At 60.5% G+C, this 24,458-nt stretch carries 22 protein-coding genes; 14 read left to right on the top strand and 8 right to left on the bottom strand.

Annotated features, from left to right (window positions below; all coding sequences use genetic code 11):
- The first annotated feature begins 156 nt into the window (after positions 1-156).
- From HII33_RS08240 to HII33_RS08275, 8 genes are all read left to right on the top strand, one after another.
- Positions 157-2,172: an Orn/Lys/Arg family decarboxylase gene (locus tag HII33_RS08240; protein WP_179395324.1), complete on the top strand. Its 2,016-nt coding sequence runs from the start codon at positions 157-159 to the stop codon at positions 2,170-2,172.
- A 451-nt stretch (positions 2,173-2,623) separates the two neighbouring features.
- Positions 2,624-3,814 (top strand): tryptophan synthase subunit beta, encoded by a 1,191-nt coding sequence (gene trpB / locus HII33_RS08245; RefSeq protein WP_179395325.1) that lies wholly within the window; start codon positions 2,624-2,626, stop codon positions 3,812-3,814.
- Positions 3,807-4,535, top strand: coding sequence for a tryptophan synthase subunit alpha (gene trpA / locus HII33_RS08250; protein WP_179395326.1), 729 nt, complete (start codon positions 3,807-3,809; stop codon positions 4,533-4,535). The genes trpB and trpA overlap by 8 nt, the downstream gene beginning before the upstream one ends.
- 135 nt (positions 4,536-4,670) lie before the next feature.
- Complete coding sequence (gene tig / locus HII33_RS08255; RefSeq protein WP_179395327.1) at positions 4,671-5,954, top strand: trigger factor; 1,284 nt, start codon at positions 4,671-4,673, stop codon at positions 5,952-5,954.
- Positions 5,955-6,119: 165 nt separating this feature from the next.
- Positions 6,120-7,376, top strand: coding sequence for an ATP-dependent Clp protease ATP-binding subunit ClpX (gene clpX, locus HII33_RS08260; protein ID WP_179395328.1), 1,257 nt, complete (start codon positions 6,120-6,122; stop codon positions 7,374-7,376).
- Positions 7,377-7,478: 102 nt separating this feature from the next.
- The gene (gene yihA / locus HII33_RS08265; protein WP_179395329.1) at positions 7,479-8,087 is read left to right on the top strand and encodes a ribosome biogenesis GTP-binding protein YihA/YsxC; all 609 of its coding nucleotides are present in this window, start codon (positions 7,479-7,481) and stop codon (positions 8,085-8,087) included.
- A gap of 2 nt (positions 8,088-8,089) precedes the next feature.
- Positions 8,090-8,380, top strand: coding sequence for a MazG nucleotide pyrophosphohydrolase domain-containing protein (locus HII33_RS08270; protein WP_179395330.1), 291 nt, complete (start codon positions 8,090-8,092; stop codon positions 8,378-8,380).
- Between the two features lie 40 nt (positions 8,381-8,420).
- Entirely contained in the window at positions 8,421-8,732 is a 312-nt protein-coding gene (locus HII33_RS08275; protein ID WP_179395331.1) for a DUF2316 family protein, read from the top strand.
- Between the two features lie 48 nt (positions 8,733-8,780).
- On the opposite strand, the gene HII33_RS08280 is transcribed toward HII33_RS08275, so the two are convergent.
- The gene (locus tag HII33_RS08280) at positions 8,781-8,933 is read right to left on the bottom strand and encodes an SPJ_0845 family protein (protein ID WP_179395332.1); all 153 of its coding nucleotides are present in this window, start codon (positions 8,931-8,933) and stop codon (positions 8,781-8,783) included.
- A gap of 157 nt (positions 8,934-9,090) precedes the next feature.
- Here HII33_RS08280 and HII33_RS08285 point away from each other — a divergent pair, with 157 nt between their 5' ends.
- The 5 genes from HII33_RS08285 (at position 9,091) to HII33_RS08305 (ending at position 15,325) form a co-directional block, all read left to right on the top strand.
- Positions 9,091-10,548: an ABC transporter substrate-binding protein/permease gene (locus HII33_RS08285; RefSeq protein WP_179395333.1), complete on the top strand. Its 1,458-nt coding sequence runs from the start codon at positions 9,091-9,093 to the stop codon at positions 10,546-10,548.
- Positions 10,541-11,284 carry an amino acid ABC transporter ATP-binding protein gene (locus HII33_RS08290; RefSeq protein WP_179395334.1) on the top strand — a complete coding sequence of 248 codons (744 nt, stop codon included), beginning with the start codon at positions 10,541-10,543 and terminating at the stop codon, positions 11,282-11,284. Before HII33_RS08285 ends, HII33_RS08290 begins: the two co-directional genes overlap by 8 nt.
- Before the next feature lie 557 nt (positions 11,285-11,841).
- Positions 11,842-13,623: an excinuclease ABC subunit UvrC gene (gene uvrC, locus HII33_RS08295; RefSeq protein WP_179395335.1), complete on the top strand. Its 1,782-nt coding sequence runs from the start codon at positions 11,842-11,844 to the stop codon at positions 13,621-13,623.
- A gap of 98 nt (positions 13,624-13,721) precedes the next feature.
- A complete protein-coding gene (locus tag HII33_RS08300) occupies positions 13,722-14,450 on the top strand; it encodes a helix-turn-helix domain-containing protein (protein WP_179394188.1) in 729 nt (242 codons plus the stop codon).
- Complete coding sequence (locus HII33_RS08305) at positions 14,447-15,325, top strand: IS3 family transposase (protein WP_343036852.1); 879 nt, start codon at positions 14,447-14,449, stop codon at positions 15,323-15,325. The genes HII33_RS08300 and HII33_RS08305 overlap by 4 nt, the downstream gene beginning before the upstream one ends.
- Before the next feature lie 65 nt (positions 15,326-15,390).
- On the opposite strand, the gene HII33_RS08310 is transcribed toward HII33_RS08305, so the two are convergent.
- The 5 genes from HII33_RS08310 to HII33_RS08330 form a co-directional block, all read right to left on the bottom strand.
- A complete protein-coding gene (locus HII33_RS08310; RefSeq protein ID WP_179395336.1) occupies positions 15,391-15,759 on the bottom strand; it encodes a nuclear transport factor 2 family protein in 369 nt (122 codons plus the stop codon).
- Positions 15,756-16,250, bottom strand: coding sequence for a GNAT family N-acetyltransferase (locus HII33_RS08315; protein ID WP_179395337.1), 495 nt, complete (start codon positions 16,248-16,250; stop codon positions 15,756-15,758). The genes HII33_RS08310 and HII33_RS08315 overlap by 4 nt, the downstream gene beginning before the upstream one ends.
- An 871-nt stretch (positions 16,251-17,121) precedes the next feature.
- On the bottom strand, positions 17,122-19,050 hold the full coding sequence (locus tag HII33_RS08320; RefSeq protein WP_179395338.1) for a PTS fructose transporter subunit IIABC: 1,929 nt from the start codon (positions 19,048-19,050) through the stop codon (positions 17,122-17,124).
- The gene (pfkB, locus tag HII33_RS08325) at positions 19,050-19,967 is read right to left on the bottom strand and encodes a 1-phosphofructokinase (protein WP_179395339.1); all 918 of its coding nucleotides are present in this window, start codon (positions 19,965-19,967) and stop codon (positions 19,050-19,052) included. The genes HII33_RS08320 and pfkB overlap by 1 nt, the downstream gene beginning before the upstream one ends.
- Positions 19,964-20,713 (bottom strand): DeoR/GlpR family DNA-binding transcription regulator, encoded by a 750-nt coding sequence (locus HII33_RS08330; RefSeq protein ID WP_179395340.1) that lies wholly within the window; start codon positions 20,711-20,713, stop codon positions 19,964-19,966. Before HII33_RS08330 ends, pfkB begins: the two co-directional genes overlap by 4 nt.
- A gap of 196 nt (positions 20,714-20,909) precedes the next feature.
- On the opposite strand from HII33_RS08330, the gene HII33_RS08335 reads away from it, so the two are divergent.
- Entirely contained in the window at positions 20,910-21,998 is a 1,089-nt protein-coding gene (locus HII33_RS08335) for a DUF871 domain-containing protein (protein WP_179395341.1), read from the top strand.
- A gap of 43 nt (positions 21,999-22,041) precedes the next feature.
- Here the strand turns inward: HII33_RS08335 and HII33_RS08340 are convergent, their stop codons facing one another.
- Positions 22,042-23,970 (bottom strand): acyltransferase family protein, encoded by a 1,929-nt coding sequence (locus tag HII33_RS08340; protein ID WP_179395342.1) that lies wholly within the window; start codon positions 23,968-23,970, stop codon positions 22,042-22,044.
- Entirely contained in the window at positions 23,933-24,328 is a 396-nt protein-coding gene (locus tag HII33_RS08345; RefSeq protein ID WP_179395343.1) for an MORN repeat-containing protein, read from the bottom strand. Before HII33_RS08345 ends, HII33_RS08340 begins: the two co-directional genes overlap by 38 nt.
- Positions 24,329-24,458: the final 130 nt, after the last annotated feature.

The following is a 24,458-nucleotide window of genomic DNA, read 5'->3' on the forward strand; positions in this document are numbered from 1 at the left end:
ATGTAATGAATTCCTCCCAAGTGTGCAGTGTCAGCCAGATGCCACTGGGCCAGGTGCTTTGTTATGCTGCACGGCGCGCCTCCTGTCGTGTAAATTACTTATCCTAATATAGAAAATTTGGCTCAAAAGTCAAGTGAAGCCTGAGGAGAAGAGACTATGCATGTGTTGAAAATCGTGACCGATCTACCGTTACCGCAGGCACTGACCGCGGCGGGGTGGCAAGCGCAACCGCTCGCGGCAGTGGGCGATGGCTTACAGGCTGCGGCGGTGGTCGGCCAACTGGCCCAGGGCGCGCTGCCGGCGGGGCTCCCGCAGTTCGCGCCGACAGCGGTCGACTGGCCCGCCGTCGCCACGGCGGCTGCGGCGTATGAGACCGCGCAGGTTCCGCGGTTCCTGCGCGATCTGATCGCGTTCAGCGCCGAGCAGCCGGTCAGCTTTGCGACGCCAGGGCACCACGCCGGGCACTTCTTCTCACTGGCACCGGCGGGGCAAGTGCTGACGACGTTTTTGGGGCCGCACCTGTTTCAAGCCGACGTCAGCGACTCTGTGCCTGCGCTGGGCGATATGTTGACGCACGGCGGGGCGCCGCTTGAAGCGGAACAGTTTGCCGCGCAGGTCTACGGAGTAGACGCGGCTTACTTTGTCACGAACGGGACGACGACGAGCAACGCGATCTGCGCGGCCGCCGCGCTGACGGCCGGGGACCTCGTGTTGTTCGACCGCAACAGCCACCGGTCGCTGGACACCGGGGCGTTGGTGATGACCGGCGCCAAACCCGTGTACCTGCCAACGATGCGCAACGATCGGGGCATGATCGGCGGCGTACAGGCCGACGCGTTGACGCCGGCCAAGCTGCGGGCCGCGGCGATGACGGTGGATCCAGTGCGGGCGAAGCAGCTCCGGCCGTTTCGGCTGGGCGTCTTTCAGCTCGATACATACGACGGGCAGATGACGCAACTGGCGGCCCTGCTGGCGCGCGTTGGGGGGCTGTGCGATTACCTGCTGCTGGACGCGGCTTGGTCGGGGTACGAACACTTCCTACCGGCCTTGCGCGGCGGCGATATCGCGCGCCTGACGTTGGGGCCGGACGACCCGGGGCTGTTGGTGACCCAATCGGTCCACAAGACCATGTCGGGGCTGGCGCAGACCTCGCAGATCCTGAAGCGCGATGCACACCTGGTGGGGCAAGCTCGCTACATCGACCACGACCACTTCAACCACGCCTACCTCAAGTTCGTGACGACGAGCTATTCCTACCCGCTGTATGCCTCCCTGGCGGTCAACGCCTATGTGAACCAGGCGCCACGCGGAGCGCAGCTGTGGGCACAGGCGCTGCAAGACGCCAACGCGTTTCGGCGCCAACTCTTCGGGACCCGCCTGTTCCGCCCGTTCGTTCCGCCGACCGTGGCCGGACAAGCGTGGGCAACGGTTAGCGACGAGACGTTGGCGACGCAGGCCGCCTGGACGATGGTCCCGGACGCGACATGGCACGGCTTCAAGGGGCTGGCGGAGGCCGAGTCGCTGAACGATCCGCTGAAGGTGACCGTCTGCTTCGGCACCCCAGAGGCCCCGCTGCCGGCCCCACTGGTCGGGGCTTACCTTGCCCAGCACGGGATCGTGGCGGAAAAAACGGATCTGACCACCGGCTTGTTCCTCGCGACACCGGGCTCGACGGCGGCGGATTGGGCGACCCTGCTCGCGGCGCTTCAGGCGCTGGAGCGCGCCTATTGGGACGACACGCTGGTGACGGCGGTCCTGCCGACCCTCGCCCAGTGGCCGCAGTATGCTGAGGTGACGGTGCGCGAACTGGCGGGCCAGATGCATGCGCAGCTGGCCGCGGCGCACCTCGAAGCGACCCTGTCCGCGCTGTTCACTCAGTCGACGTGGGGCGCGCAAGCGCTCACGCCGCGCGAGGCCGATCAGCTCTATGTGCGTGGGCAGGGCGAGCGCGTGCCGCTCGCGCAGATCCGTGGGCGGGTCGCGCTGACAGGGGCGCTGCCGTACCCGCCAGGGGTGTTCGTGGTGATGCCCGGCGAGCGCTGGTCGTCAGAGGCCGCCGCTTACTTTGCGGCGCTCGGGGCCTTCATGGCGCGCTTCCCGGGGTTTGAGTTCGAGGTCCAGGGCGTGCAGTACGATGCGGCGGGCAACGGCTCGGCCGTCGTCGCAGATTGACCGCTAAATTAAAAAAGGGTTGACGACCGGTGAGAATAGCCTTATAGTCGTCACAACAAAACATTTCGTCCTAAACCGTTGAAGTGGAGATCAAGATTGTCGTGCGCGCACAGAGAGCGACCGGTGCTGAGAGTGTCGTCGAACGCAGGCAGTTAAATGGACCACTGAGGGACACCCCAAAAGCATTGGCGAGTCAGGGTGTACGTGAGGCATACGTCAGTTGTCGGGAGGGTGTTAGCCCTTCGCAAAGGAGGGGTGTAGGCTGTTTGGCCTACAGCCAATTAAGGTGGCACCGCGGAGCAATTCCGTCCTTAATCAGTCATGGCGACTGGTTTAGGGCGGAATTTTTTGTGTTTCCATGAGGGAGGGCACACGATGGCAGAGCAGCGATGGCGACGCGCGTGATGAGCGATAGCGCAATGACCCACAGACACACAAAGGAGAATGAACCATGAGTGAATCAGATATCCGTTACGGCAACTACGGTGGCCAGTTTGTCCCAGAAGCACTGATGCCGGAGCTGTTGCGGCTGAACGACGCCTTTCAGGCGTGCAAGACCGACCCCGCCTTTCAAGCCGAGTTTCACCGCCTGTTGAATGATTACGCCGGGCGGCCGAGCCTTCTGTACTACGCGAAGCGCATGACCGAAGACATCGGCGGGGCGAAGATCTACCTGAAGCGAGAGGACCTGAACCACACCGGCGCACACAAGATCAACAACGTGATCGGTCAGGCGCTGTTGGCGAAGCAGCTGGGCAAAACGCGCCTGATCGCCGAGACCGGGGCGGGCCAGCACGGGGTGGCGACCGCCACGATCGCCGCGTTGTTCGGGATGGAATGCGTTGTCTACATGGGCAAGGAAGACACCGACCGCCAGCGGTTGAACGTCTTTCGGATGGCGTTGCTCGGCGCGAAAGTGGTGGCCGTCACCGACGGCCAAGGCCTGCTCAAGGATGCCGTTAACGCCGCGCTGGCCGACTGGGCGCAGCACGCGGCTGACACGTTCTATGTGATCGGGTCGGCGGTCGGCCCGGCGCCGTACCCCGCGATGGTCCACGAATTCCAAAGTGTGATCTCGACGGAGGCGCGTGCGCAGATCCTCGAAGCCGAGGGGCGGCTGCCCGATGCGATCGTCGCCTGTTGTGGCGGGGGCTCCAACGCGATCGGCAGCTTTGCCGCCTTCCTCGATGATCCGGACGTGATGCTATATGGCGCCGAGGCCGCGGGCGAAGGGATCGACTCGGGTAAGACCGCCGCGACGCTGGAGCTTGGCAGTGATGGGATCTTCCACGGGATGGCCTCCAAGTTCTTGCAGGACAAAGACGGTCAGATCGCGAAGGTCTACTCGATCTCGGCTGGGCTCGACTACCCGGGCATCGGCCCGGAACACGCCGCCTTGCAGGCCAGTGGTCGCGGCCACTACGTTGGGATCACTGATGAAGAGGCGGTCCAGGCCTTCGAATACATTGCCAAGGAAGAAGGCATCATCGCCGCGATCGAAAGCTCGCACGCGGTGGCCTACACGCGCAAGCTCGCCGCCACGATGCGGCCGGATCAGATCATCATCTGCACGCTGTCTGGGCGTGGGGATAAGGACGTCGCACAGGTCGCAGACTACCGGGGGGTCGCACTCAATGACTAATTACACTTCTGTTTTCACGAATACCGCACTGATCCCGTTTCAGATCATCGGCGATCCGGACAGTGACACGACGGTCGCCAATGTGCTAGCCGAAGTCGCAGCCGGTGCGCCGATGATCGAGCTGGGGCTGCCGTTCACGGATCCGGTCGCGGATGGCCCGGCGGTCAAGGCCGCCAATTTGCGGGCGTTGGATGGTCAGTTGACCGTGGCGGCCGCCTTCGAGACGATCCGCGCGATCCACGCCAAGACGACCGTACCGCTGGTACTGGTCACCTATGTCAACCTGCCGTTCGTCTACGGGTTCGAGGCGTTCGCCGCCACGGCCGCAGCGCTGGGCTTATCAGGCGTGATCGTCCCAGACCTGCCGCACGAGGAAGCTGGGCTGTTCGCCCCGGCACTGGCAGCCGCTGGGGTCGATCTGATCACGATCGTCGGGCCCGCCGCGCCGGACCGGATCCGGACCGTGGTCGCGGGGGCCACCGGCTTTTTGACCCTGTCCCCGGCACTGCCACTGCCACTGCTGACGGCGCAGGTCGCCGCGATCCGCGCCGCCAGCGACCTGCCGATCGTCGTCAACACGGATGCGACCGATCCGGCTTACCTCAAGGCGCTAGCCGGGTTGGTCGACGGCGTGCAGTTGAGCAGCGCACTGGTCGGGCAGACCGATGCAGCGCAGGTCACCGCATTGACCACGCAGTTGGCGGCGACGCTGGCAGAATAATATAGAAGGGGACTGCGTGCGGCCCCGGTGCCTGGCAAGCAAAATCCCTTGGCAGTCGTTTACAACGCTGTGGTTTTCGAGTATCATAAGACGGTATGCAATACGAATTGCGAAAACTTATGTCGGAGGTACAGCATGGCTGCAAAATGGGAAAAGAAAGACACCAACACGGGCGTCTTGACCTTTGAAATCGAACAAGACCAAATCAAAGAAGGCTTGAGCAAGGCATTCGACCGCGTGAAGAAGAACCTGAACGTTCCAGGGTTCCGGAAGGGCCACGTGTCCCGCACGGTGTTCAACCGCATGTATGGCGAATCCGCCCTGTACGAAGATGCGCTGAACATCCTGCTGCCAGGGAGCTACGAAGCGGCCGTTGACGAAGCCGGGATCGAACCAGTCGACCAGCCAAAGATCGACATCGACTCCATGGACGAGGGCAAGCCGTGGGTCATCACTGCGGAAGTGACTGTGAAGCCAGAAGTGAAGCTCGGCGACTACAAGGGCTTGACCGTGGACAAGCAGGACCGCGACGTCACCGATGAAGACGTCGCCAAGGAACTTGAGACCAAGCGCGAAGGCCAAGCGGAGCTCGTCCTCAAGGAAGACGCCGCTGCGGCCAAGGGCGACACCGTGACCATCGATTATGTCGGCACCGTTGACGGTGAAGAATTCGACGGCGGCTCAGCCACCAACTACGCGCTGGAGCTGGGCTCTGGTTCCTTCATTCCAGGCTTTGAAGATCAGCTGATCGGCCACAAGGCGGATGAAGACGTGACGGTCAAGGTCACCTTCCCAGAAGATTACCAAGCCAAGGACCTGGCCGGCAAGGAAGCCGAATTCAAGACGACCATCCACGAAGTCAAGAGCAAGGAACTGCCTGCTTTGGATGACGATTTTGCCAAGGACCTTGACGAAGACGTCGACACGCTCGACGAGCTCAAGCTGAAGATCAAGTCTGACCTGCAGCAAAAGAAGGTCGAAGCAGCAGAAGACGCCCTTCAGGAACAGGCGATCGCCAAAGCAGTCGAGAACGCCACGATCGAAGAGATCCCAGAAGCGATGATCGACAGCGAGACCCAGAACCAATACGACCAGTACATGGGCTCCATGCAGCAGCAGGGGATCAACCCACAGATGTACTTCCAGCTGACGGGCACTAGCGAAGCGGACCTGAAGAAGCAGTTCGCCGCCAACGCCGAGACGCGTGTCAAGACCAACCTGGTGCTTGAAGCGATCGTTGCCGCTGAGAAGATCGAACCGACCGAAGACCAGATCAACGAAGAGATCAAGGACCTGGCCGGCGAGTACAACATGGAGGAAAGCGCCGTTCGCCGTGCGCTGTCCGATGACATGCTGAAGCACGATATCGGCGTTAAGCAGGCGATCAAGCTGATCACCGACTCCGCCAAGGAAGCTTAAGCTTCACGCACTTAGACCCACGCCGACGCGTGGGTCTTTTTTGCGCCAGCGCGACCCGGCGGCGTGGCTTGCGCCCCTGCGCGCAGTGTGATAGGCTAGACCAAGTCCATAGGCATTCAGCCGGTTATTTGGTATGATGGACGTAACAAGAAGGGGTGCATAAACATGTTTGACAACGTGGAGACCACCGGACCAGTCACCTGCTCGTTTTGCGGCAAGTCGGCCGATCAGGTGAAAAAGATCGTTGCTGGCCCTGGGGTATATATTTGTAATGAATGTATCGACCTGTGCAAAGAGATCATCGATTCCGAATTCAAAGAAGAAGCTGCCCAAAACCAGCTTGAGGTGCCAAAGCCGATCGAGATCCTGAAGATCTTGAACGATTACGTGATCGGCCAAGACGCGGCCAAGCGGGCACTGGCGGTGGCGGTGTACAACCACTACAAGCGCGTCAACCAGATGGAGATCGCCGATGCCGGCGACACGGAGCTACAGAAGTCCAACATCGCGTTGATCGGCCCGACCGGGTCCGGGAAGACCTTCCTGGCGCAGAGCCTCGCGCGGATCCTGAACGTGCCGTTCGCGATCGCCGATGCGACGACGCTGACAGAAGCTGGCTACGTCGGCGAAGACGTGGAGAACATCCTGTTGAAGTTGCTCCAAAACGCGGATTACGACGTCGAGCGGGCAGAAAAGGGGATCGTCTACATCGACGAGATCGATAAGATCGCCAAGAAGTCCGAGAATGTCTCGATCACGCGAGATGTTTCCGGTGAAGGGGTCCAGCAGGCGCTGCTGAAGATCCTCGAAGGCACGATCGCCAATGTGCCACCGCAGGGCGGGCGCAAGCACCCGCAGCAGGAGTTCATCCAGATCGATACGACGAACATCCTGTTCATCGTCGGTGGGGCGTTCGACGGCATCGAGACGATCGTCAAGAACCGGATGGGCGAAAAGACGATCGGGTTCGGCGCAGGCGGCAAGACCGTCGCGGGCTACGACGACAGCAAGTCAGTGATGCAGCAGATCGTCCCGGAAGACCTGATGAAGTTCGGGATCATTCCAGAGTTCATCGGGCGGATCCCGATCATCGCGGCGCTTGAGAAGCTGACGGAAGACGACCTGGTCCAGATCTTGACCGAACCGAAGAACGCGCTGGTCAAGCAGTACCAGAAACTGTTGAGCCTCGACGACACCGACCTCGAGTTCACCCCGGACGCCTTGCACGCGATCGCACACAAGGCGATCGAGCGCGACACCGGGGCGCGCGGTCTCCGGTCGATCATCGAAGCCGTGATGCAGGATCTGATGTTCGACTTGCCGAGTCGGCCGGATGTCGCCAAAGCCGTCGTGACCAAGGCGGCGGTCGACGGGACCGGCGCGCCAGAGATGGTGCTCGCCGATGGCCAACAGGCGTCGTGACCACTGGTTCAACTTAAGCCGCTGCGGCGGCTTTTTATTATGCCGATGGGAATTGTCCGACGTTCTATGATACACTAGACCTCAGTTAAGGAGTGAGCCCGAGTGAAAGTCCATGAAGTTGACCTAGAGATTAGTGCGGCCAGCGCCGCACAGTACCCCACGACCGGGTATCCGGAGATCACGTTCGTCGGCCGGAGCAATGTCGGTAAGTCCAGCCTGATCAACCGGATGATCGACCGTAAGAGCATGGCGCGGACATCCAGCGTGCCCGGTAAAACACAGACGCTGAATTTTTATGATGTTGAGCACAAGCTCTACTTCGTTGACGTCCCCGGATACGGGTACGCGAAGGTCTCGAAGACCGCGCGGATGAAGTTCGCCGCAATGATCGAAGAGTACCTGAGCACGCGCAAAGTACTGCGTGGCGCGGTGCTACTGGTCGATGCGCGGCACGAGCCGAGTGAAGACGACGTCAGCATGTACCAGTACCTCAAGTACTTCAACATCAAGGTACTAGTGGTCGGGACCAAGGTCGACAAGACCAGCCGGGCCAAACGTGCGGCGATCATCAACCAGATCAAGCGCACCCTCGACCTCAACCAGACGGATGACTTGGTCCTGTTTTCGGCCGAGACCGGCGAAGGCAAGCCGCAAGTGTGGCAGTGGCTAGAGGCGACCGCTGGGGTGACCGGGGACGAAGGGGAGGAATAGTTGTGGAGCTGAATGACTATCAACAGCAGGCCAACAAGACGCTGGCTGGCAATGAGCATGTGCTGACGAACCTGACGCTGGGGCTCGCTTCCGACGGCGGCAAGGTCGTGGACTTGGTCAAGAAGTACACCTTTCAGGGGTACGACCTCGACCGCGCGGAGCTCAAACGCGATCTCGGCGACGTCCTGTGGTATTTGTCACAGATCGCGCTGTGGGCGGACATCCCGTTCGATGAGGTCGCGCAGGCGAACCTGACGAAGCTGAAGAAGAAGTACCCGAACATCAAGCTGTGAGCAGGCGCCTTTTTTGCCCCACTCGAAAGGAGAAACTGCCATGTCCTTGACGCCTGACCAACGCGCCGCGACGCGCGCCGAATTCGCCGCGAATCTGCGGCTGAGCGGACAGACCCCGCGGCGAGTGGCCGTCGGGTTGCACATTAGCGAGGCCAAGTTGCAGCGCGTGATGACCTTGACCCAACAGTCGCTCAACGACCCGTGGATCCTGCGCAATTACCTGCTCGCGGCGGTGGCGGCGACCGGGCAGACGCCGGTGCCGTTCACCGCACTCGCCGGTGACTGGCACCGGTACTGGTTCTTGGACGCGGACGCGATCGACCAGCAGGCGATGAGCCCGGGCGACCAGTAACATGAGAACAGCAAAAAACGGCCGGATATCCGGCCGTTTTTGCTGTTCTCATGGGTTGTCTTTGGCGGCGGCCTTCTTGGCCACCTCGGCTTGTTTCTTTGGGTCTGCGCCTGTTGCGGCTTTTTTCTCTTCTTCCGGGACCGCGGCGAACTTATCGAACATCTCGCCCCAGTCGGTCTTCGTGTTGACCTTCAGTGCCATGCGCTCACTCCTTTGCAGCGTTTGTCCGCATTATAGCATGCAGACGGCGAAGTTGCGACGGGCAAGCGCTGTGAAAATGTATGAATATTACTTGCATAAAAATGAATATGGGTGTATTGTATGAATCATGATAAATCGTCAGGGGGAAGTTTTACCAATGAAGAAGTTGATGCACTGGGTCATGCCACTGATCCTCGGCCTGGTTGCCGCCGTCACGGCCGCAGTGACGCCGGTCCACGCGGCGGACAACAGCCTGCAGAAGATCCAGGCCAAAGGCACCATCGTGATGGGTACCAGCCCGGATTACGCACCTTACGAATTTTTGGTCAACGAGAACGGGAAGAACCAGGTCGTCGGGATCGACGTCGAGATCGCGAAGAAGATCGCCGCCGACATGGGCGTCAAGCTGGTGATCAAGCAGATGGACTTCGACTCACTGCTGGTCGGGTTGCAGACGGGGAAGGTCGACATGGTCCTGTCCGCGATGACACCGACTGCGGAGCGGAAGCAGAGCGTCGATTTTTCCAGCATCTACTACACCGCCGATCAAGACATCATCGTCAACAAGGCCGACGCGAAGCTCTACAAGAGTGCTGAGTCCTTCGTCGGCAAGAAAGTTGGCGCGCAGACCGGCTCCATGCAGGCAGACCTGGTCAAGTCTGAGATGACTGATTCCAAGCTGCTCGGGCTGACGAAGGTGACGGACCTGATCCTGGCGCTGAAGTCCCACAAGGTCGAAGGCGTCGTCGCCGAAGAACCGGTCGCCACGGCGTATGTCCAAAACGATCCGCAACTGGCGATGGTCAAGTCGGGGTGGACCTTGGACCCCGAGGAAAACGGGCAGGCGATCGGGTTTGCCAAAGGGTCGGACGCTTTGGTCGCCCAGGCCAATCAGTCGATCGCCGAGATCAAGAAGCAGGGGCTGATCAAGTCCTACATGAAGACCGCCGGCAAGGCCATGACCCAAAACACGGCGAACACCTCCATGTTCCACTACTGGCAGTTCTTCGCCAAGGGGATCGGCTACACCTTGCTGATCACCGCGGTCGCTGTCGTGATCGGGGTCCTGCTGGGCACGCTCCTGGCGCTGATGCGTCTCGGCCACGTCAAGCTGGTCAAGGCGCTGGCCGTTGCCTACATTGAATTCGTCCGCGGCACGCCGCTGATGATCCAAGTGATGTTCGTCTACTTCGGGATCGGCATGTTCATCGACATTCCGGCCCTGATCGCCGGGATCATCGCCGTCGCGCTGAACTCCGGTGCGTATGTCGCTGAGATCATCCGCGGCGGAATCGAAAGTATCCCGACGGGTCAGACCGAAGCGGCACGCTCGCTTGGGCTGTCGCAGAAGCAGACGATGCAAAGCGTGGTCCTGCCACAGGCGATCAAGAACATCTGGCCGGCGCTGGGTAACGAGTTCATCTCGCTGATCAAGGAAAGCTCGATCGTCTCCATCATCGGGGTCACGGACTTGATCTACCAGCTCAAGGTCGTGCAGACTGCGACCTATAAGGGCGTGCAGCCGATCTTCGTCGCCATGGTCATTTACTTTGTGCTCACATTCGGGCTGTCCAAACTGCTCGGTCACTTTGAAAGGAAGATGAAACATGAGTAAGCCTTTGATCCAAATCAACCACCTCGTGAAAAAATTCGGTGACACCGTCGTCTTGAACGACATCACTGAGACCATCAACCAAGGCGACGTGATCGTCGTCATCGGGGCGTCTGGCGGTGGGAAGTCCACCTTCTTGCGCAGCCTGAACCTGCTGAACCAGCCGACTAGCGGCGAGATCGAATTCGAAGGGACGAACCTGGTCGGCCTGTCCGAAAAGCAGCTCGATGCCGTGCGCGAGAAGATGGGCATGGTGTTCCAGCAGTTCAACCTGTTCCCGAACATGACGGTGCTGGAGAACATCAAGTTAGCGCCGATGAAGGTCAAGGCGACCAGCGATGCTGAGGCGACCGCCAAAGCCAAGAGCTTGCTCGATCAGGTCGGTTTGGCGGACAAGGCCGACGCCTACCCGGCTAGCCTGTCCGGGGGTCAGATGCAGCGTGTGGCGATCGCCCGTGCGCTGGCGATGGAACCTGACGTGATGCTGTTTGACGAACCGACCAGCGCGCTCGATCCCGAGATGGTTGGCGAAGTGCTCAAGGTCATGCAGGACCTGGCCAAGTCCGGCATGACGATGATCGTGGTCACCCACGAAATGGGCTTTGCCCGCGAAGTGGCCGACCAGGTCTGGTTCATGGATCAAGGCGTGATCGCGGAAAAAGGCACGCCGGAGCAGATCTTCACCGCCCCGACGGAAGCCCGGACCAAGGACTTTCTGAGCAAGGTCCTGGCCCAATAAGTGGCGCGACGGGGCCAAGACATAATGAACGGCCCAAGGCTGCATCACGACTAGTCCAGAATAGTCCGCCCCATACGCGACGCCCATTGCTTCCGTCCGGCTATGCCGAACTCAGCAGTCAGTACAGTTGCTTCCGTCCGACCATGCCGAAGGCCGCAGTCAGTACAATTGCTTCCGTCCGGCATAGCCGAAGGTCGCAGTGTGGCGTCCTAACGCATGCCTGCCCGTCACTCACGACGATCGAACGGGCAGAACAAGCCATATACGCACGGCCCCGTGTCCCCCTTGAAGTTTGGGGGGTCACGGGGCCGTGCTTTACGCTGGTACAGCGCTTTATGGCCCAGCCTCGGTTGTGGCTGATCGCGGCGGCGACTGGCGGTGAAGGCGGCAAGCGCCTAGTGGTTGGCGCACCCGCGCGTGAGCTGGGCGGGCGTGCACTGGGCATTCGAGCGCTTGTGCGGGGCATGGCCGCGTCGTGGTGGGGGCGGCGCGCTTGCAGGCGAGGGGGACAATCAGTACAATAGGAGGCGAACGTTTGTTTCGAGAGGAGGGGCACAGTGGCCTCAGAACACATTGAACACAAGCTGGCGCTGCTGCCGGACCTGCCGGGATGCTATCAGATGAAGGACCTCAACGGTAAGATCATCTACGTCGGCAAGGCGAAGAACCTGAAGAACCGCGTGCGGTCGTACTTCAAGAGCAGCCACGACGGGAAGACCGCGCAGCTGGTCGCGAACATCGCTGATTTTGACTACATCGTCACCTCCAGCGATAAGGAAGCCTTCCTGCTGGAGATCACGCTGATCCAGAAGTGGCAGCCTTACTACAACATCAAGTTGAAGAAGGGCACCGGTTACCCGTACATCAAGATCACCAACGAGCGCGACCCGAAGCTCTTGATCACCGGCGACATTAAGAAGGACGGCGCGTATTACTTCGGGCCATATCCGAATGTCTACGCCGCCCAGGAGACCATGCACTTCCTGCAAAAAGTCTACCCGCTACGCCGCTGCAACGGCTATCAGGGCCGCCCGTGCCTGTACTACCACATGGGGCAATGCCTCGGTGCGTGCTGGCGGACGGTGCCGGAGGCCGAGTACACCGCACAGATCGCCAAGATCCGCAGCTTTTTGGATGGCAACACCGGCACAGTGACCCGGACGCTGACCAAGCAGATGCAGACGGCGGCGGCGAACTTGGAGTTCGAGCGCGCGGCCGAGCTACGCGACCAGCTGCACTACATCGACGTGACGGTCGAGAAGCAGAAGATCATCTCGACGGACAAAACGCAGCGCGACATCTTCAATTTTTACATGGATAAGGGGTGGATCTCGATCCAGGTCTTCTTCATTCGCCAGGCGCGTCTGATGAAGCGCGAGTCGCGCCTGTTCCCAATCGTCAACTCGGCTGAAGAGGAGCTGGAGTCGTTCATCCTGCAGTTCTACGACCGCAAGAACAACGTCCGGCCCAAGGAGGTCTTGGTGCCGGCGGGGCTTGACCGCGAGTTGCTGGCGTCGGTACTGGAGCTACCGGTGCGGACCCCCCAGCGCGGGGAGAAGCGTGCGCTGATGGACCTCGCGCACAAGAACGCGCAGATCAAGCTGGAGGAGAAGTTCCGGCTGATGGAGCTGGACAACCGAACCACCGTCGGCGCGCAAAAAGAGCTGTTCGACGCGCTGGGGTTGCCGTACGGCCGCGTGATCGAGGCGTTCGACCACAGTCACCTCCAAGGCGCCGAGCCGGTGTCGGCGATGGTCCAGTTCGTCGACGGTCAAGCGGAGAAGACCAACTACCGCAAGTACAAGCTGGCCGCGGCCGAGGATAGCCACAGTGCTAACGAAGATGCCAACACGCGCGAGGTGATCCGGCGCCGGTTCACCCGCTTGCTCAAGGAGCACGCGACCTTGCCGGACCTGATCCTGATGGACGGCGGGGTGGTGGAGCTCAATGCGGCTAGAGACGTGCTCGAAAACGAGCTCAACCTCGACATCCCGGTGGCGGGGATGGTCAAGAACAACAAGCACCAGACCGCGGCGTTGCTGTTCGGCGATCAAGATGCGCCGATCGACTTGGACCCGCAGTCGCAAGGCTTTTTCCTGCTGACGCGTATCCAAGATGAGGTGCACCGCTTCGCCATCACGTTCCACCGTCAGCTGCGCAACAAGAACTCCCTGGCGTCGCGCCTCGAGACGATCCAAGGGGTCGGACCGAAGACGCGCACGAAGTTGCTGCGTGAGTTCAAGACCATCAACCACATCAAGACGGCCAGCCTGGCCGACCTGCAGGCCCTCGGGATCAGCAAGTCGGTCGCCCAGGCGATCAAGGTTTCGCTGCAATAACGCACAGTGCCCCGGTGACTCGACCAGTGAGGGCTATACTCCTACCTAGGTAGACAAGCAAATAATTAAAGCTTGCCTTCTTAGGAAGGAGTTTTTTTATGGGCCGGATAGGTTCAAGATACACGCCCGAAGAGAAACTGTTCTACATTGGTTTGGTTAATGAGGGCGGCTGGAGTTCACAGGCAGTGGAAAGGATACACGGTATCGATCACCACCAGGTCAACCAGTGGTTAGAACGTTACGCAGCTGATGGGATGGATGGTCTTAAGTCCAGGCATACTAACCAACAGTATTCTCGGGAGTTCAAGCTAGAAGTCGTGCAGAAGTACCTAGCCGGTAACACATCTTTTCGGCAGCTGGCTGTTGCCTACGGCATTCCGGGTAAAACCGTCATCAGTCAATGGGTATCCCTGTATACTAGTGGTAAATCACTACAAGCCACTGGGAGGGCCAAGCCAATGAAGGATGGACGCAAGACTACGCAGCTCGAACGTATCGAGATCGCACAATGGACCATCGCCAACGAACACGACTACGTCGCCGCAACCCAGCGGTTCAACGTTTCGTATGGACAGGTTTATGCATGGGTCAAAAAGTTCAAGCAAGGTGGTGAGTCCGCCCTCGCAGACCGCCGCGGTAAGGCGAAGGAAGATAATAGTCAGCTCACTGAAGTAGAGCGTTTGAAGCTCGAGAACAAGCGACTACAGGCACGATTAACCCGTGTGTCAACGGAGGTCGCAGTGTTAAAAAAACTCCAAGAACTGGAAAGAGGGAATGTCGATCAGACAGGCAATATCAGGCCATTCAGCAACTCGCGCAAGAAGTGAATCCCGACTCCGGTCAGCTTTATGGCATCAGTGAGACATGCCGGTTTCTGGGTATCTCGCGTGCAGCGTACTACAAGTGGACGCATCGTAAGGTGACGGTCCATGAACGGGAGAATCAGGCTATTCTGGCCTACATCGTGACCCTTGAGGAAAAGCATCACTATGTCTTCGGGGTTAAACGGCTCGTGACGTATATCAATAAGGAAACACCCTATCACGTGAGTCACGGTCGTGTCCGCAGGCTCATGCGTCAGGGACGGATTCGAGCCTCTATCCGTGTAGCGAAGCACGATCGCAGAGCCGAGAGGAAGGAGTTCCTCCTAGCCAACAAGCTGTACACCGTCGATGCGGGGCATGCCTTCCACCCTAGCGCGGCCAACAAAGTCTGGGTGACCGACTGTTCCGAGCTCACTTACGGTCAAGAAGGTAGACAGAAACTGCGGCTTAGTGCCGTGAAGGATCTCTATGATCACAGCGTGATTGCCTGGTGTGTGGCACCGAGCGAAACCGCGGCGCTTACCACCAAGACGATTAAGCTGGCCATCAAGAGCAACAATGGCATCAGGCCAGAAATTACGCATAGTGACCAAGGATCGGCATACACCGGGCGCACCTACAACACGTTCTTAGCGGGTGAAGGAATTACCCACAGCATGTCGCGGCCAGGTACTCCTGGCGATAATAGCCCAATGGAGAGCCTGTGGAGCCATCTTAAGGTTGAGTGGTTCGCCTTTGAGCACTGCTTGTCCGAGCTTGAGATGATGAAGAGTATTGAAGCGGCAATCAACTGGTATAACCACGAACGCCGCCAAGAAACACTAAACGGCATGACCCCGATGGAATACCGGAGTCATGCCGTAAGGAAAACTGCATAGGCACTTTAATTATTTGACCTGTCTACTTGACGCGGACCAGCGCCGAGTCACCGGGGCACTGTGCGTTAAGCGTACGGGGTGGTGCGCTGATGGGTCGCGGAGAATTCACGCACGCGGTCGATCTGATCGGCCGCGTTGAAGTGGATCACCGAGACGCCATCGAACAGGAGTGGTTGGGCCTCCGTCGCCGCGAACGTCCATGTGACGATCACGTCTTCGGCGGTGTCGTACCAGTCGTGCAGCGTCCAGGCCTGCACGACCTGTTCTTCGCGTTTGGCCGAGATCCATGCGTGGATCTCGGCCCGGTTGCGGTACACTGGGCCGTAGCACTCTTCATACTGGCAGTCCGGGCTGAGCAGGGTGTCTAGCGCGCTGAAGTCGCGGGTCTCCCACATGTGACAGTACTGCCGGATCAGGTCGTGGCGCGCGGTCATTTGGGTTGGACCAGCAGCTTGGACATCAGGACTTCATCGTGCAACGGGATCTCGTCTGCACCGATCAGCGGGATCTCCGGCTTGCGTGTCCGGGCGATGTCGATAGAGCCGCGGATGATCTTCGTCAGGCGGTAGCCCTGGCGCTGGAAAAAGCCGAGTGCCTGTAGGTTATCGTTCATCACGGAGACGTCCATCTTGGTCAGCCCGATCATGCGTGCCCGGTTCTCCGCCAGGGCCAACAGGCGCTTACCGATCCCGCGGCCGTTGCGCACGGAGTTCAGGCTGACGACCGCCATCGCGTTCCCGTGGATCGCAAAGGTGATCAGGCCGACGACCGTGTCGTCAGGTTCTAAGGCGATCAACCCGTTGAGATCGGCGAAGTGGTAATCGCCGGACGACACGATCAGCGTGTCGCTCAACCAGTGATCGATGAAGTATTTCCGGCCGGCGTCTTCGTGGTCGGCTAATTTTTCGTAGCGAATGGCATCCAAGTGTCAACGCTCCTTTCAGTGAGTTTCCTCACCAGTATAGCAACCTTTGCGGCAAAAAACACCGTTAATCGCTGGACTGTCAGGTGGCGCGGCTCAAAGGGGCCGAAACGTTGATCGGTGAGCCGATCGCAGGCCGGCGGTCGTCGCACGGCGTGGCTAAGGTCCGGGGGATGCGCGCAATATTGTGGCTTTGGGGCAGACGTTGGGTGGGGACTCACCAATGGTTGGGTGCTTGCTTACTGCTTCCCGATCGTCGTCGAGCGCTGCAAGGCCAATGCGGGCGCGTCTAGCTACGCACAGTACGTCGAGCCTAAGTGCGGGCTCAACGCACTGTGCTAGGCTAGCCGTCCCGCTAAGCCCGCGAGTCCTCCGCTCTGGTTTTCACACACACCAAAGCCGCCCTCAGGGCACCTGAGGACGCCTTTGGCTGACTACCGCGGCTGTCCCGCGGGGGCGCCCGGCCGGGGGTGAACGGTCTGCCATCGACCGGCCGGGTGGCGACGCGGTCAGTCTGCGTCACCGTCTTGATTGTCCCGCCAGATTCAGACCGTCTGGCGTGGCAGCGTGCAGTTGCACCGATCACCACCGTCTTGCCTTGTGCCCGGTGGTGTCATCCGACTTAGACCAGCTAACGTGAGCATACTCATCACGCCTCACCGTATCGATACTCCGGGCCTAGCCTACTGAGGAAGCAATATCCCCTGGATGATTTCGGCTACCCGTCGGTGAACGACCGCGTTGCGCTGACGCGATCACCAGGCGAGCTCCCCTTGGATTACCTGCAGTCTACTGCGAATCGGTTTTTGGGGCAAACAAAACGACTCAGGCGTGCCGGTCGAGGTCACATGCCTGAGTCGCGAGGGGGCAAGGGTCAGGCGTTGTCTTTGGCAACCGGCCGCCAGACGCCGAGGAGTACGCCAGCGATGATCGCGCCAACGAGCAGGCTGACGATGAAGCCGAGCTTCTGGTCGGTCAGGGCTAGGGCAACGATCCCACCGTGCGGGGCGGGCACATTGACGCCGAACACTTGGGTGAGCCCACCGGCGATGGCAGAGCCGATCACCGAGCTGCCGATGATGTGGACGGGGTCGGTCGCGGCAAATGGGATCGCGCCTTCCGTGATGAAGGTCAGGCCGAGCACGTAGTTCGAGAGGCCGGAGTTCCGTTCGGTCTGGGTGAACTTGGTCGGGAAGAAGGTGGAGGCGATCGCGATCGCCAGCGGTGGGATCATCCCACCGATCATTACAGCCGCCATCCAGCGGCCGTCGGTGAAGTTAGACGCCTGGTAGATCCCGATCGCAAAGGTATAAGCGGCCTTGTTGAAGGGGCCGCCCATATCGATGCTCATCATCGCGGCAAGGATCACCCCGACGAGGATCGCGTTACCGGTCCCCATCCCTTCAAGGAAGCTGATCAGGGCGCCGTTGAGGGCCGCAAAGATCGGATTGACGGCGAAGAACATGATCAGTCCCATCGCTGCGAGCCCGAGCACCGGGTAGACGAGGATCGTCTTGAGTCCGTCTAGCGAGTGCGGCATGCCGGCCAGCAGGTGCTTGAGGCCGATGATCAGCCACCCGGCGATGAAGCCGGCGGCCAGTCCGCCGATGAAGCCAGCGGGGTTTTGTGCGTGAACGACAGAGGCACTGGCGACCGTGGCCATGTAGCCCCCCACGAAGCCGGGCATCAAGGCCGGCCGATCGCCGATGGACACCGCGATGTAGGCTGCCAGGACAGGAACCAGGAACGAAAAGGCGTAGTTGCCCAGGTTATTGGTGAACGTGAAGGCCATCGAGTGGGCGCCGAAGGCATTCTCGAAGATGAACGACAGCGCCATGATGATCCCCCCGCCGACCACGAATGGCAGCATGTTGGAGACCCCGTTCATCAAGTCTTGGTAGACGCGGTTCCACAGCCCTTTTTGGTCCGGTTCTGCGGCGGTGGTCGCCGCCCCGTCTGCGTGGAAGACTGGGGCGCTCTGGGCAAGGGTGACCTCGATCAGCGCTTCGGGCTGCTTGATCCCGTCGATCACGGGCCGGTTGAGCAGGTGTTTGCCGTCAAACCGGGGCATGTCCACTTTTTTATCCGCGGCGATGATGACGCCGGTCGCCGCGGCGATCTCTGCGGCAGACAGTTTGTGTTTGACGCCTTCTGAGCCGTTGGTCTCGACTTTGATGTCGACCCCCATTTTCTCGGCGGCTTCTTTCAAGGCGGCCTCGGCCATGTAGGTGTGGGCAATTCCGGTCGGGCAGGCGGTGACGGCGACAACGAACGGGCGGGCCGTCGCAGGGGTGTCTGTCGGCGGGGTGGCAGCAGCAGTCGACTCGGCGGCGTCTTTGGCGTCCTTGGCTGCTTGGGCGTCGGCGAACAGTTGCACGACCTCATCGGGCGTCTGGGCCTCGCGCAGCTTGGCGACCAGCGCCGGGTCGATCAGCAGGGAAGACAAGGCGGCCAGGGCGGCCAAGTGCGTGTTGTTGGCGCCTTCTGGGGCGGCGATCATGAAGAACAGGTGAACGGGCTGGCCGTCCAGCGCGTCGAAGTCGACGCCGGCCGCGCTTTTGGCAAACAAGACCGTTGCCCGCGTGACCGCCGCGTCCTTGGCGTGCGGCATCGCGATCCCATCACCGATCCCGGTGGTCGATTCGCTTTCGCGGTGCAGGATGTCGCGCTGGTACAGCGCCGCGTCGGTGATGACCCCGGCTTCAGCGTATCGAGCGACCATCTCTGCGATCGCCCCGGCCTTGTCGGTGGCGGTCAGGTCCATGATCATGACGTCTTTGAGCAGTAAGTCTCGGATATCCATCAGAGTGCCTCCATTTTGATTGTTGCGTAGACTTCATCGATTTTGGCCCGCGTGGCCAGGTCTTGGGAAAAAGCGGTCGCACTGCCGCAGGCGATCCCGCGCTTGAAGGCCTCGAGCGGGTCATGCGTCGCGGCCAGCGTGCCGGTGAAGCCCGCCAGCATCGAGTCGCCGGCCCCGACCGAGTTGATCACTCGACCGGCCGGCACGCTGCCGTGGTAGGTGTGGGTCGGCGTGATCATCAGCGCGCCGCGGCCGGCCATCGAAACGAGGACGTGCTGGGCGCCAAGTGTCAGTAGCTTGCGGCCAGCGGTCGCGACCGCGGCCAGGTCGGGATACGCCGCATCGCCGAACAGCTCGGCCAGCTCGTGATGATTCGGTTTGACGACCAGTGGGTGGGCGGGGAGGGTCTCCAGCAGGGCGGCACCGGTCGTGTCGATCACGAATTCGGCGTCGGCCGCTTGGATCAGCGGGATCAGGTCGCGGTAGAATGTTTCGGGCAACCCGGTGGGCAGGCTGCCGGCCATGACGACCACGTCACCAGGCTGGAGCCGCGCCTGTAGCTGCTGCTTGAAGCTGGCTTGTTCCGCGGGCGTGATCGTCGGCCCGGCGGCGTTGAGCTCGGTCTCAGCGTCAGCCTTCAACTTGACGTTGATCCGCGTGTCGGCTTGGATCGGGGTGAAGGCACAGTCGAGCTGATCAGTGGCCAGGGCGTGTTCGATGAAGCTGCCAGTGAAGCCACCGATGAAGCCCAGCGCGACCGTTGGCAGGTCGAGCGCCTTCAAGATCCGGCTGACGTTGATGCCTTTGCCCCCTGGGAGCTTCACGGCGGACTCGAGGCGGTTGACTCGGCCGAGTGTCAGCTGGGGCAGACCGACGACATAATCGATCGACGGGTTGAGTGTAATGGAGTAGATCAATGTTGGACCTCCTGAATATTTTGGGTGTCGGCATAGTAAGGGGCCAGGTCGCTCAGTCGGGTGGTCAAGATCGTCCCCACGCTGAGCTTGGCGAACTGGGCGAAGCTCACTTGACCGAATTTGCTCGGGTCGGCGAGGATCACGGCGTCTCGTGCCTGCGCGATGGCGGCCTGCTTGACCTGGGCTTCCTCTGCGTCGGGCGTGGTCTGGCCGTACTTGAGGTGGACGCCGTTGGTCCCGATGAAGGCGAGATCAAAATGCATCGCTTGAAGGGCGGCCACCGTGTTGGCGCCGACCGTCGCCTTAGTGGCGGCCTTGATCCGGCCGCCAGGCATCAGGGCTTCGACCCCGAAGTCGGCCAGCTGGCTGGCGTTATCGACCCCGGTGGTGACGACGGTGACATCCAATGCGGGGAGCAGCGGGATCATCTGGGCGGTCGTCGTGCCGGCGTCCAGGAAGATCGTGCTGTGCGGGCGGATCATCGCGGCTGCGGCCTTGGCGATCTGTTGCTTTTCCAGCAACGCCTGGGTCGCTTTTTCTTGGACGCTTGCCTCGACCACGTTGTCGGCTAACCGTTCGGCGCCACCGTGGATGCGACGGAGCTGACCGGCGGCCTCCAGCTCCGCCAAGTCGCGGCGGATCGTCGACTCGGACGCGCCTAGCGCCTGCATCAGGTCTTTGGCTTTGAGCACCGCCTGTTGCGCCAGGGCGGACTTGATGTAGCGTTGCCGTTCTTCTGTAAGCATTTTCATCACCTCATAGCTTTCATTATACGCCAAAACCCGTCGCGTTCAAGCACAATCATTCAAAAACGGCCAAATAAAGCGACGGTAACCGTCAATAAGCGTCATCCGTAAAATTGTTCCTACCAATTTAGAGAAACCCCTTTCATCGGTCTAAACCAATATGGTAGACTGAGAGAGGTAAAGGGGGATTTGACACATGGGAAAACTCGGTGTTTCAGTTTATCCAGAACGTTCAACTTATGAGCAGGACGCCGCGTACCTGGCCCTTGCGGCGAAGTACGGGTTCAAGCGCGTCTTCACGTCACTGCTTGAGATCCGCGGCAATAAGGATGAGGTCGTGGCCAGCTTCAAGCGGGTGGTGGATCACGCCAACCAGCTTGGCATGCAGGTGATGGTCGACATCAACCCAGCCCTGTTCAAGCAGCTGGGCGTCGCGTATGACGACCTGGCTTTCTTCCACGACCTTGGCGCGTGGGGCGTCCGGCTCGACCTTGGGTTCACCGGCGCGGAGGAAGCGCAGATGACACGCAACCCGTACGGTATCAAGATCGAGGTCAACATGTCGCAAGGGACGCACTACATCGACAATATCATGTCCTTTTCGCCGAATCGAGACAACCTGCTGGGCTCGCATAACTTCTATCCGCACCGCTACTCGGGGCTGGGGCAGGACTTCTTCGAATTCGCGACGGCGATGTATACGCGCTATGACCTCAACACTGCGGCCTTCGTGAATGCCCATGCAGCGACCTTTGGCCCGTGGCCGACACAAGACGGGCTGTGCACGTTGGAGGCACACCGCGACTTGCCATTGGCGACGCAGATCAAGCATTATGTGCTGATGGATTCGATTAATGACGTGATCATCGGCAACGCGTACGCCAGTGAAGCGGAACTGAAGGCGGCACACGACGCGTTTTATGCTGACTACCCCGCACTGCGGGTGATCCCAGCGGCGGACAGCACCGCGTTGGAGCGTGAGCTGATGTTCGCCAACGCGCACAGCTACCGCGGCGACCGGTCCGAGTACCTGTTGCGCAGCTCGCAGACGCGGGTCAAGTATGCCGATCGGGCGTTTCCTGCGCATCACACTGTGGCGATCCAGCGCGGGGATGTGCTGATCGACAATGACGGCTACGGCCAGTACAAGGGGGAGACGCAGATCGCCTTGCGTGAGATGGTCAACGACGGGCGCGTGAACGTCGTCGGGCATGTTCACCCTGAGGAGCTGTTCTTGTTGCCGTATTTGAAGCCGTGGAGCGGCTTCACGATGACGGAGGCCTGACCGCGACCAAAAAGAAAACGCCCAATGGGCGTTTTCTTTTTGGTCATTTTTTCGCGGGGCGCTTGGCGGCATCGATCAAGGCGTCATTGACGACTTGGGCGAACAGGACGTCTCCGTCGGCGTGGCCGCCGAAATGGACCCCGTCGGTCCCTTTGAAGACATGCGGGTGCTGCGGGGCGATCTGGCCCCAGTCGGCGATGCTGATCCACTTGTGCTGGCTCGGGAGCTGGCGTTCCAGCTCGCCGAGTTTGCTTGAGTTCCAGCTCGGTGAGGCTTGCGCGTTGTACGGCGTCATCAACACGAGCTTGTGGCCGGGGGCAATCGCCTTGACGACCTTGTTGAGCTGGACCGCATAATCGTTCAGCGCGTTGGTGCCGATCGCGATCACGACGAATTCGCGCAGCGTGTTCGCTTTTTGCGCGTTGATCAAGACCGTGTAGGCGAGGTCCATCGTTCGGTCCCCGGCTGCGTCGATGCTGGACTCGGCGACGTGCTGGCTGAGGTATTCTCGGGTGCCCAGCGTGACCGAATCACCGATGATCGAGACGCCACTCGGGATCCCATACTGCTGAGCCGTGCTATTGCGATTGAAGGCGCGGTAATCGCGCGATTTCGGCGCCGGGCTCGTTGTCGGTGGGGCGCTTGACTTAGGGCGCTCAAGGGCGACGACCTGATCGTTGAGCGCCTTGAGCTGGTCGCGGTCTTGGTAAAGGCCTTGGATCCACAGTGTTTGTTCCAGTCGAGACATCTGCGGGGCGTGCGCGACCGTGAGTCCAGTCAGCCCGCCCAACCCCAGGGTCAGTAAGCTGACAGGGAGGCCGACCTGCCGCCAAGTCGGTCGCCAGCTGAAGACCTGACCTGACCGGCCTGCGAGCGTCGGTTCGATCACGTAATAGGACAGGGCGGAGAAGCACAGGCCGATGGCGACCGTCAGCGCGACGGCCGCGGTGTTGTGCATCAGGTGGGAGAACACGACGTACAGCGGCCAGTGATAGAGGTAGAGGCTGTAGGACGTGTCGGCCAAAAACGAGACGAGGCGTGGTTCACGCGCAGTGGGCGTCTGGTCGTGCAGGACGCGGGCGGCGACGATCATCACGCAGGCCAGCAGCACCGCAGCGAGCATCCCGTAGCGGTAGGTACTCAGGCGGTCGAAGCGCAAGGTCAGCCCCAGGCCGACGAGTCCCGCGGCGCTGAGGCCCATCACCAGTGCGGCAACGGACGCGTGCGCGCGCTGACTCAACCGGGCGAAGGGTGCGGTCAGCGTGGTGACCCCACTGAGTGTGCCGGTGACTGCGCCGATGAAGAACGGGAAGGAGTGGGTGACGGTCGCGAAGTAGACGGGTGAGAACTCGGTCAGCCCGTTCGCCCGCGTCACCATGGTCGCATAGCTGGCGACGGCTAGGATCAGCGAGACGAACGCGACACCGTAGCGAAACGACGTGGTCTGCGCGTCGCGGCGGCCGCCGAAGTGCCCAACGAGCCCGGCGATCAGGAAAACGACCAGCCCCCAGATCAGGTAAAAATGCATCTCCACGGCCAGCGACCAGGTATGTACGAAGAGGTGGGGGATGAACTTAGTCTCGTAGCTCCCGCCCGTGTTGATCTCAAAGTAGTTCGTCACGAATCCGACGGCCGCCGCGATCTGGGTGCCGATGCCCGTGATGAAGTCTGGGTTGACCAGGTAGGTGAACGGGATCACGAGCAACACGGCCAGGACGAGCGGTGGGACGATCCGGTAGAAGCGCCGCCGGTAAAAGCCCAGCAGGTCGAAGCGTTGCGCCCGCGCGAACTCATCGACCATCAGGCTGGTGATCAGGAACCCAGAGAAGGCGAAGAAGACATCGACGCCGATGAAGCCGCCTGGAAAGCTAGTTTGATAGAAGTGATAGGTGAGCACCAGCAACAAGCCGGTGATGCGCACGAGACTGAACCATTTAATCCGTTGATGCTTGTGCGCGCGTGAATTTACCATTCGTGAACGTCCCCCGATACTGCTTGTGTTGCGCGGTCGTCAGTGTGCCTTGACCAGTGACGGCGCCGCCTTTGAACTGGCCGACATACGTCCACCCGGCGTGGGAGGTGAACGTGCCGCGGCCGTTGAAGCGGCCGGTGGTGAAGTGGCCAACGTAGCGGTCGCCGTTCGCGAACGACAGCTGACCGTGGCCGGTGAACTGACCCTTCAAGACCTGACCGTCATAGCGTAGGTCACCCTTATCTAATGTATAATGGGCCGAGTGAGTCGTCGCCGGGCGTAAGGCGACCCAGGCCAGCACGAGGATCAACCCGACGCAGAGAAGCTCGCCGATCGTGCGCGTGCGGCTAGTTTTCATGATGATCTCCTTCCAACATGTAACGTCATGAATAAATATTAGTCGAAAGTGGCGCGTGATGAAAGAGTCTTTTGCCATTTTTCATAAGGAGAGCTTGGTTTTTTATTTTCAGAACGTGACTGCACACCGC

The organism is Lacticaseibacillus absianus (assembly GCF_013407595.1).
In the GTDB taxonomy this organism is placed as follows: Bacteria; Bacillota; Bacilli; order Lactobacillales; family Lactobacillaceae; genus Lacticaseibacillus; species Lacticaseibacillus absianus.

Excerpts from the sequence above, each read along its gene's own strand:
- HII33_RS08240 (WP_179395324.1), top strand. The coding sequence starts at position 157 with ATGCATGTGTTGAAAATCGTGACCGATCTACCGTTACCGCAGGCACTG.
- trpB (WP_179395325.1), top strand. The coding sequence starts at position 2,624 with ATGAGTGAATCAGATATCCGTTACGGCAACTACGGTGGCCAGTTTGTC.
- trpA (WP_179395326.1), top strand. The coding sequence starts at position 3,807 with ATGACTAATTACACTTCTGTTTTCACGAATACCGCACTGATCCCGTTT.
- tig (WP_179395327.1), top strand. The coding sequence starts at position 4,671 with ATGGCTGCAAAATGGGAAAAGAAAGACACCAACACGGGCGTCTTGACC.
- clpX (WP_179395328.1), top strand. The coding sequence starts at position 6,120 with ATGTTTGACAACGTGGAGACCACCGGACCAGTCACCTGCTCGTTTTGC.
- HII33_RS08275 (WP_179395331.1), top strand. The coding sequence starts at position 8,421 with ATGTCCTTGACGCCTGACCAACGCGCCGCGACGCGCGCCGAATTCGCC.
- HII33_RS08280 (WP_179395332.1), bottom strand. The coding sequence starts at position 8,933 with ATGGCACTGAAGGTCAACACGAAGACCGACTGGGGCGAGATGTTCGAT.
- HII33_RS08285 (WP_179395333.1), top strand. The coding sequence starts at position 9,091 with ATGAAGAAGTTGATGCACTGGGTCATGCCACTGATCCTCGGCCTGGTT.
- HII33_RS08290 (WP_179395334.1), top strand. The coding sequence starts at position 10,541 with ATGAGTAAGCCTTTGATCCAAATCAACCACCTCGTGAAAAAATTCGGT.
- HII33_RS08300 (WP_179394188.1), top strand. The coding sequence starts at position 13,722 with ATGGGCCGGATAGGTTCAAGATACACGCCCGAAGAGAAACTGTTCTAC.
- HII33_RS08310 (WP_179395336.1), bottom strand. The coding sequence starts at position 15,759 with ATGACCGCGCGCCACGACCTGATCCGGCAGTACTGTCACATGTGGGAG.
- HII33_RS08320 (WP_179395338.1), bottom strand. The coding sequence starts at position 19,050 with ATGGATATCCGAGACTTACTGCTCAAAGACGTCATGATCATGGACCTG.
- HII33_RS08330 (WP_179395340.1), bottom strand. The coding sequence starts at position 20,713 with ATGCTTACAGAAGAACGGCAACGCTACATCAAGTCCGCCCTGGCGCAA.
- HII33_RS08335 (WP_179395341.1), top strand. The coding sequence starts at position 20,910 with ATGGGAAAACTCGGTGTTTCAGTTTATCCAGAACGTTCAACTTATGAG.
- HII33_RS08340 (WP_179395342.1), bottom strand. The coding sequence starts at position 23,970 with ATGGTAAATTCACGCGCGCACAAGCATCAACGGATTAAATGGTTCAGT.
- HII33_RS08345 (WP_179395343.1), bottom strand. The coding sequence starts at position 24,328 with ATGAAAACTAGCCGCACGCGCACGATCGGCGAGCTTCTCTGCGTCGGG.